Origin of the sequence: Mesorhizobium sp. LCM 4576, from assembly GCF_001854815.1 — a bacterium.
GTDB lineage: Bacteria > Pseudomonadota > Alphaproteobacteria > Rhizobiales > Rhizobiaceae > Mesorhizobium > Mesorhizobium plurifarium.
Genome location: NZ_MDDT01000074.1, coordinates 1 through 6,295, shown reverse-complemented (window position 1 = coordinate 6,295; position 6,295 = coordinate 1). Strand labels below are relative to the sequence as shown.

Annotated in this window: 6 protein-coding genes; 5 read left to right on the top strand and 1 reads right to left on the bottom strand. The window is 60.0% G+C overall.

Features of this window, described 5'->3' with window-relative positions:
- The 4 genes from LCM4576_RS31480 to LCM4576_RS31465 form a co-directional block, all read left to right on the top strand.
- Positions 1-1,059 (top strand): substrate-binding protein (locus tag LCM4576_RS31480; protein ID WP_071036257.1); only part of this gene is annotated, 1,059 nt, incomplete at its 5' end.
- Positions 1,060-1,233: 174 nt separating this feature from the next.
- Positions 1,234-2,109, top strand: a complete 876-nt coding sequence (locus LCM4576_RS31475) for a branched-chain amino acid ABC transporter permease (protein WP_041005324.1) — start codon at positions 1,234-1,236, stop codon at positions 2,107-2,109.
- A 13-nt stretch (positions 2,110-2,122) separates the two neighbouring features.
- Positions 2,123-3,961, top strand: a complete 1,839-nt coding sequence (locus LCM4576_RS31470) for an ABC transporter permease subunit (RefSeq protein WP_071036256.1) — start codon at positions 2,123-2,125, stop codon at positions 3,959-3,961.
- A complete protein-coding gene (locus LCM4576_RS31465) occupies positions 3,958-4,656 on the top strand; it encodes an ABC transporter ATP-binding protein (protein WP_041005325.1) in 699 nt (232 codons plus the stop codon). Before LCM4576_RS31470 ends, LCM4576_RS31465 begins: the two co-directional genes overlap by 4 nt.
- Positions 4,657-4,863: 207 nt before the next feature.
- On the opposite strand, the gene LCM4576_RS31460 is transcribed toward LCM4576_RS31465, so the two are convergent.
- On the bottom strand, positions 4,864-5,103 hold the full coding sequence (locus LCM4576_RS31460; protein WP_071036255.1) for a hypothetical protein: 240 nt from the start codon (positions 5,101-5,103) through the stop codon (positions 4,864-4,866).
- 816 nt (positions 5,104-5,919) lie between these two features.
- Between LCM4576_RS31460 and LCM4576_RS31450 the strand changes: the two genes are divergently transcribed.
- Positions 5,920-6,295, top strand: a 376-nt coding sequence (locus LCM4576_RS31450; RefSeq protein WP_131803331.1) for a PRC-barrel domain-containing protein, incomplete at its 3' end; no start/stop codon positions are given.

Genomic DNA, 6,295 nt, shown 5'->3' with positions numbered 1-6,295 from the left:
CCGAAGATCGACAAGGGCGTTCTCGGCAAGAAGGTGGCCCTGGTCGTTGCCGATTCAGCCGCCAAGCCGAACAATGCGGTGCAGTCGCAGCAGACCTTCATCAACGACAACAAGATCATCGCCATGACGGGATCTACCTCTTCGGCAGTGGCGGTCGCACTCAACAAGTTCGCTCAGCGCGAGAAGATCCTCTATCTGGTGGCAATCTCCGGCTCCAACGATACCACCGGCAAGGACTGCGCGCGCTATTCGTTCCGCCAGTGCGTCTATGGAGAGACCTGCGCCAATGCGATCGGCCCGGTGCTGGTCAAGAATTTCGGCAAAGGCAAGAAGGCGGCCTTCATGACGCCTGACTATACCTACGGCCACACCGTCACCAAGTCGGTCAATGACTATCTCACATCCCAGGGCGGTTGGGAGATGGTCACCAACCAGGTTTCGCCGCTCGGAACGCAGGACTTCAGCCAGTATCTCACCAACATCGCCAATTCCGGCGCTGAGTTCATCGTCAACGTCAACTGGGGCCGCGATGCCGTGCTCTCGGTGCAGCAGGCAAAGCAGTTCGGCCTGACGCCAACCATGAAGATGGTGATCCCCTACCAGATTCCGTTTCTGGCAAAGGAAGTCGGCCCGGACCTGACCGAGGGGGTCTTCGCCRCCACAGACTTCTGGTGGACGATGGAGGACAAATATCCGCTTGCAAAGGCCTTCGTCGATGCCTTCCAGAAAAAATACGATTACCGCCCCGAATGGGGTGCGGAAAACGCCTACATGCAATTCGCCATCTGGGCGCGGATGGTCTCTGAAGCCGGCACTTTCTATCCGCCAGACGTCATCAAGCAGTATGAAAAAGGCGAGACCTTCCCCTCGATGGTCGGAGACGTCAAATTTCGGCCCGAGGACCACCAGCTCATCCGTCCCGTCGTCATCGTCAGCGGCAAGGCTGCCAAGGACATGAAGAACCCGGAAGACTTCTGGGAGGTCGTGGAGATCGTGCCCGGCGAAGGCCTGATGCAGAAGCCCGATGCCTTTGGGTGCCAGCTTGGTGACTACACCTGACGCTCACGAAAATCCTCTTCGCATCGCCGGCGCCAACAAGGATCGTCGCTGCGTCACGGCCAGCTCAAAAGTGCGCCAAGCAATGTCTTCGCGCACTGAGCTCTGGCCGACCGACAGTCGCGGGGCAGCCGGCGATGCGACAGCCAATTCGTCAACCTCAGTTCGGGCGACAGCGTGATCAATTGGGCTAACTTCCTATCGCAATGCTTCAACGGGCTGGTGCTTGGCGGGCTGCTGGCGCTGATTTCGTCCGGCCTGACGATCATCTACGGCACGCTTGGCGTCCTGAACCTGGCGCATGGCGCCATGTTCATGCTCGGCGGCTATGCCGGTTGGGTGGCCTATCAGTACACAGGCTCTTTCCTCGTCGCGCTGATTGCCGGTTCGGTCTTCGTCATGCTGGTCGGCGTGCTGATGGAGCGGCTGATCATTCGCTATTTCTACTCGCGCCCGCAGGAGGATCAGATCCTGGTTACCTTCGGTCTGGGCATCGTCTTCGTCGAGACGGTACGCTTCTTCTTCGGCAGTCTGTCCAAGACGGTGCCGCCGCCGGCGCTGTTCCAGGGCATCACCAATCTGGGTTTCATGGTTTATCCGACCTATCGCCTCGCCTCGCTCGGCATTGTCACGGCGGCGCTGCTGGCCCTCTATCTGGTCCTCTACCGCACCCGCCTCGGCATGATCGTGCGTGCCGGCATAGAGGACTCCGTCATGGTCGGATCGCTGGGGATCGACGTCTACAAGGTGTTCATGCTGGTGTTCGGCATCGGCGCCATGGCGGCTGGGTTCGCCGGCATCGTCAATGCGCCAGTGGTGTCGATCGCGCCGGACGTCGGCGAGGCAATCCTGGTCCAGACCTTCGTCGTGGTCGTCATCGGAGGTGTCGGATCATTCCCGGGTGCGGTGCTGGGCGGCCTCATCGCCGGCGAGATCATCTCCATCACCTCGATGTTCAACCCTGGCTATTCGTATGTCATGCTTTTCGTGGCGATGACCCTCGTGCTGGTATGGCGTCCCTACGGATTGCTTGGCACGGCAGGCCGCGAGTGAACGCAATCCGCTCATGAACCAGAAACATCCCTTTCTCGTCGAGGTGCTGACGGCGATCGCGTTGATCGCCGCACCGTTCATCCTGCCGCACTTCGGCTTCGCACCGACCACCATCAACCGCATCCTGATCTGGGGGCTGTTCGGGCTCGGGTTCGACATCCTTTTCGGCTATACTGGCCTGCTTTCCTTCGGTCAGTCCGCCTTCTTCGGTACCGGCGGCATGTTCGCTGCCTACCTATTGACCGAGCTGGACTTTCCCTACGTCATGGTGGCGATCATCGTCGGCGCCATCGTCGCCGGCCTTGTCGGCTACCTCGTTGGGCTGGTCGCGCTCAGGCGGACCGGCATCTATTTCGCCATGATCACCGTAGCGATTTCGGAAGTCTTCTTTTTCGTCGAATTCAACCCGCTTTCTCGCTACACCGGAGGCGAGAACGGCCTGCCGGGGGTCCCGACGCCGAGCGTATTCCTTGGGTTCACCACGCTGACGTTCCATTCCGACAGGGCCATGTATGCTTTCCTGGCGTTCTGGTATTTCGTCGGCTTGGTCGCGGCGCTTCGCATCGTGCACTCCCCGGTTGGGGCGATCCTTTCTGCCATCCGCGACAATCCGCAGCGCGCGGCGGCACTCGGGCACAACATCCACGCCTATAAACACGCTGCCTTCGTGGCAGCCGCGATCTACGCCGGTTTCGCCGGCGGCCTGCTTGGCGTCATGCAGGGATTCATGCCGCCGGACGCTTTCATGTTCGACACTTCCGGCCAACTCGTGATGCAAACCGCAATAGGCGGAGCCGGGTCGTTGTTCGGGCCGCTGATCGGCGCGACGGTGTGGCTTTTCCTCAGCGATTTTTTCCAGAACACACTCCATTTGGGTGCGACATGGAAGCTGGTGCTCGGCATCGTTTTCGTGCTGCTGGTCGTGTTTCTGAGGCGCGGCATCGTCGGCGGAATTGCGGATCTCTACCGCATGGCTAAAGGCGCAAAGAAATCGGCGGAGCCGGCCGGGAACCCGGCGGCTGCCTCGGTGATCACGCCGGCCGCCACCGAGCCGATGCTGTCGCCAGCCCGTCCGACGCACCGCGCTCCCGGCCCTATCCTTCGGGCTACAGGGTTGAGCAAGCGCTACGGTGGCCTGATGGCCAACAGCGATATTGATTTCACGATCAATCATGGGGAAATCCGCGGTATCATCGGACCCAACGGCGCCGGTAAAAGCACGTTCTTCAAAATGCTTACCTGCGAGGTCCCGCCAAGCTCGGGCAAGATCATGTTCGAGGACCGTGATATTACCGGCATGAGCGTGACGGACGTCTGCCAACTCGGACTGACCAAAAGCTACCAGATCAACCAGCTCTTCGATCGGCTGACGGTCCGTCAAAATCTCACGATTGCTGCTCTCGGCGAAATCCGAGGCAAATTCAGACTGGACCTTTTCCGCAATATCCTCAAAATCCCTGGCCTTGCCGAGCAGGTGGAGCGTACGCTGGCTCTGGTCAACCTGATGCACCGCGTAGACACGCCGGTTTCGGAACTTGCCTATGGCGAGAAGCGGCGGCTGGAGATCGGGCTAGCGCTTGCGACGTCRCCGAGCCTGCTGTTGCTGGACGAGCCGCTTGCCGRCATGAGCCCGAGCGAACGCATCGAGACGGTGGCGCTGTTGAAGTCGATCGCGCGCGGTCGCACGATGATCATCATCGATCACGACATAGATTCCCTGTTCGAACTGGTCGAAACGGTCACTGTCCTGCAAGAGGGCCGCGTGCTCGTTCATGGCACCCCAAAGGAGATCAAATTCAATCCACGGGTTCAGGAAGCCTATCTCGGCGGCGTCCACGGAGAGATGGCATGAGCCTTCTCGAAGTCAAAGGACTGAATAGCTACTATGGGGACAGCCATATTCTGTTCGACGTGTCGCTACGCGTGGAGAAGAACGAGGTTGTCGCGCTTCTCGGCCGCAATGGCGCCGGCAAGTCCACGACCCTCAAGAGCCTGATGGGTGTCGTCACGCCGCGCTCAGGCAGCGTCAGGCTGGGCGGCGAGGAACTGGCAGGCAAAACGGCGCATAGCATCGCCCGGCTCGGCATGCAGCTGGTGCACGAGGAGCGGCGTATTTTCGGCAGCCTGAATGTTGAGGAGAACCTGATCCTCGCCGGCCTGACAGCTGAGAACAGGTGGCCCCTCGACAGGATTTACGAGATGTTTCCGCGTCTGAAAGAGCGGCGCGCCAGCCGCGGAACCGACCTCTCCGGGGGCGAACAGCAGATGCTGGCGATCGCCCGCGCGCTCATACGTGACCCGAAGATCATACTGCTCGACGAGCCATTCGAAGGGCTTGCGCCGGTCATCGTCCAGGATCTCGTCAAAGCCTGTCGCGAACTTGCGGATGCCGGGCGGACCATGGTCCTGGTGGAACAGAATCTTGCCGCGACGCTGACGCTTGCAGAGCGCGTTTATGTCATCAACAACGGGCACATCGCCCAGGAGTGGACGGCCGCCGAGATCAAGGCCAGGCCGGAACTCCTGCAACGCTATCTCGGCGTTTGATGGGAGCTGTCCCAGCAAGTTGCGGAAAGCCAATTCGCTCGCCCGTTGCGTTAACGCGAGTTTCCCAACAAGCCGCAAAGGCCTGGCGCCCCAGGCGCGGGCCCTTGGCGTGGTCTTCTTTGGAAAGCAGGCCAGCTGTCTATTGTCTATCCAAAGGCCTGGCCAATCAGATGACAGCGGAAATTCTCCTTCCTGCTGCAATTCCATTCAATAGTCCCGAATAGCGACGAGACGGYTGCCTCGGATAGTGGCCACCACGAGCCGGCCGTTCGGAGGGTATTTCGGCAATGCAGCCGCCTGATCCTCTATGGTTGCGCCATCGATTTCGCACAACGCGCCCCCGAGCAGCCAGTTCTGACCAGTCCTGTCGCCCACCACAGCTATGTAATCGCCGTCGGCCGGGTAACCCATCAAACCTATCTGCTCATATTCTTCCAATTCGCGCATGTGAGTTTACATCCCTCCAAACGACATCGTTTCAAAATCTATGGATGGCAAGATCCCGCGCCTGTCGTGCGCGGCCCGGCACCACCCCAACGGGTGCCGGGCCGCAAGGAAGTGCCCGCGCGGTCGCACTTCCTCGATACAGGCCTGATGGATCATCAAGAGCTGCTCGACCGAGGCATCGACGACTCGTTGGCGCAAGCCACGAGCGCAAGCTGTCGCGTGGCTCCGGCTTGTTGCCGGGCTTGAGACAGCCATACGGCTCTATGCTCCTGAGCAAGACCTCTCATGGCCGAGCGCGCCGCGGGGGTGATTTCGTACGCGCCGCAAAAAGCGCATTGGAATTCTGCCTGCCGGTGCGCCAGATCGGCTTCCAGGGCGGCTCCCTCACAAATCGGGCAAGTTGATGGATAGTATTTACGGCCTTTGTCAAACGGCAAAACGTTCATTCGCGGGCACCGCCTTTTTTCGGCATTAAGTTCTGTCATACACTTGYGCACCCTCCGGAGGCCCAGCGGCTGCATGGAGATAACAACCGCTGGGCTCGACGGGAGCGTCGTTCCGAACGCAAGGCGCTCGCCGTCATGACTCCGTCACCTCCGATATCTCCGGCAGGCAGACTGGGTTTGCCGGACAGGCCGAAGGTTCATCCCTACTTCTCGACTTACCAGGCAGGGGGGCGAACTATTCCCAGCCATAAGGCATTTTTTTCCATACACAATTTGCTCGGAACCGGCCGGGATAGGTCTCGTTGTGCCCGTAGTCCATCAGCCGCCTGCGAGGGCGAAATGGGCTTCATTGTCAACAGGAGATTCCCTCATGATCCGTACCATTTTAGCGACGACGGCATTGGCCACATTCGTTTCCTTGTCCAACTTCGCATATGCGGCGCAGCCGGCCACAACCCAGCAGGCCCAAGCCGTGCCTGGCCGCTTGGCCTCCAATATCATCGGCGACAAGGTTTATAACGGCACCGGCGACAAGGCTGACAATGTCGGCTCCGTCGATGACCTTTTGATAGGCGAGAACGGCGCCGTGGATTCGGTTATCGTCAGCGTTGGAGGATTTCTCGGAGTGGGGGAAAAGGACGTGGCCATCCCCTTCAGCGCCGTCAAATGGGCAGACAATGACGGCGGGCGACGGCTCGTGATCAATGCGACGGCCGACGACCTAAAGGCGAAACCGAGCTTCGACC

What these genes read in the sequence shown, in the direction of transcription:
- LCM4576_RS31465 (WP_041005325.1), top strand. Translation starts at nt 3,958, where the DNA reads ATGAGCCTTCTCGAAGTCAAAGGACTGAATAGCTACTATGGGGACAGC.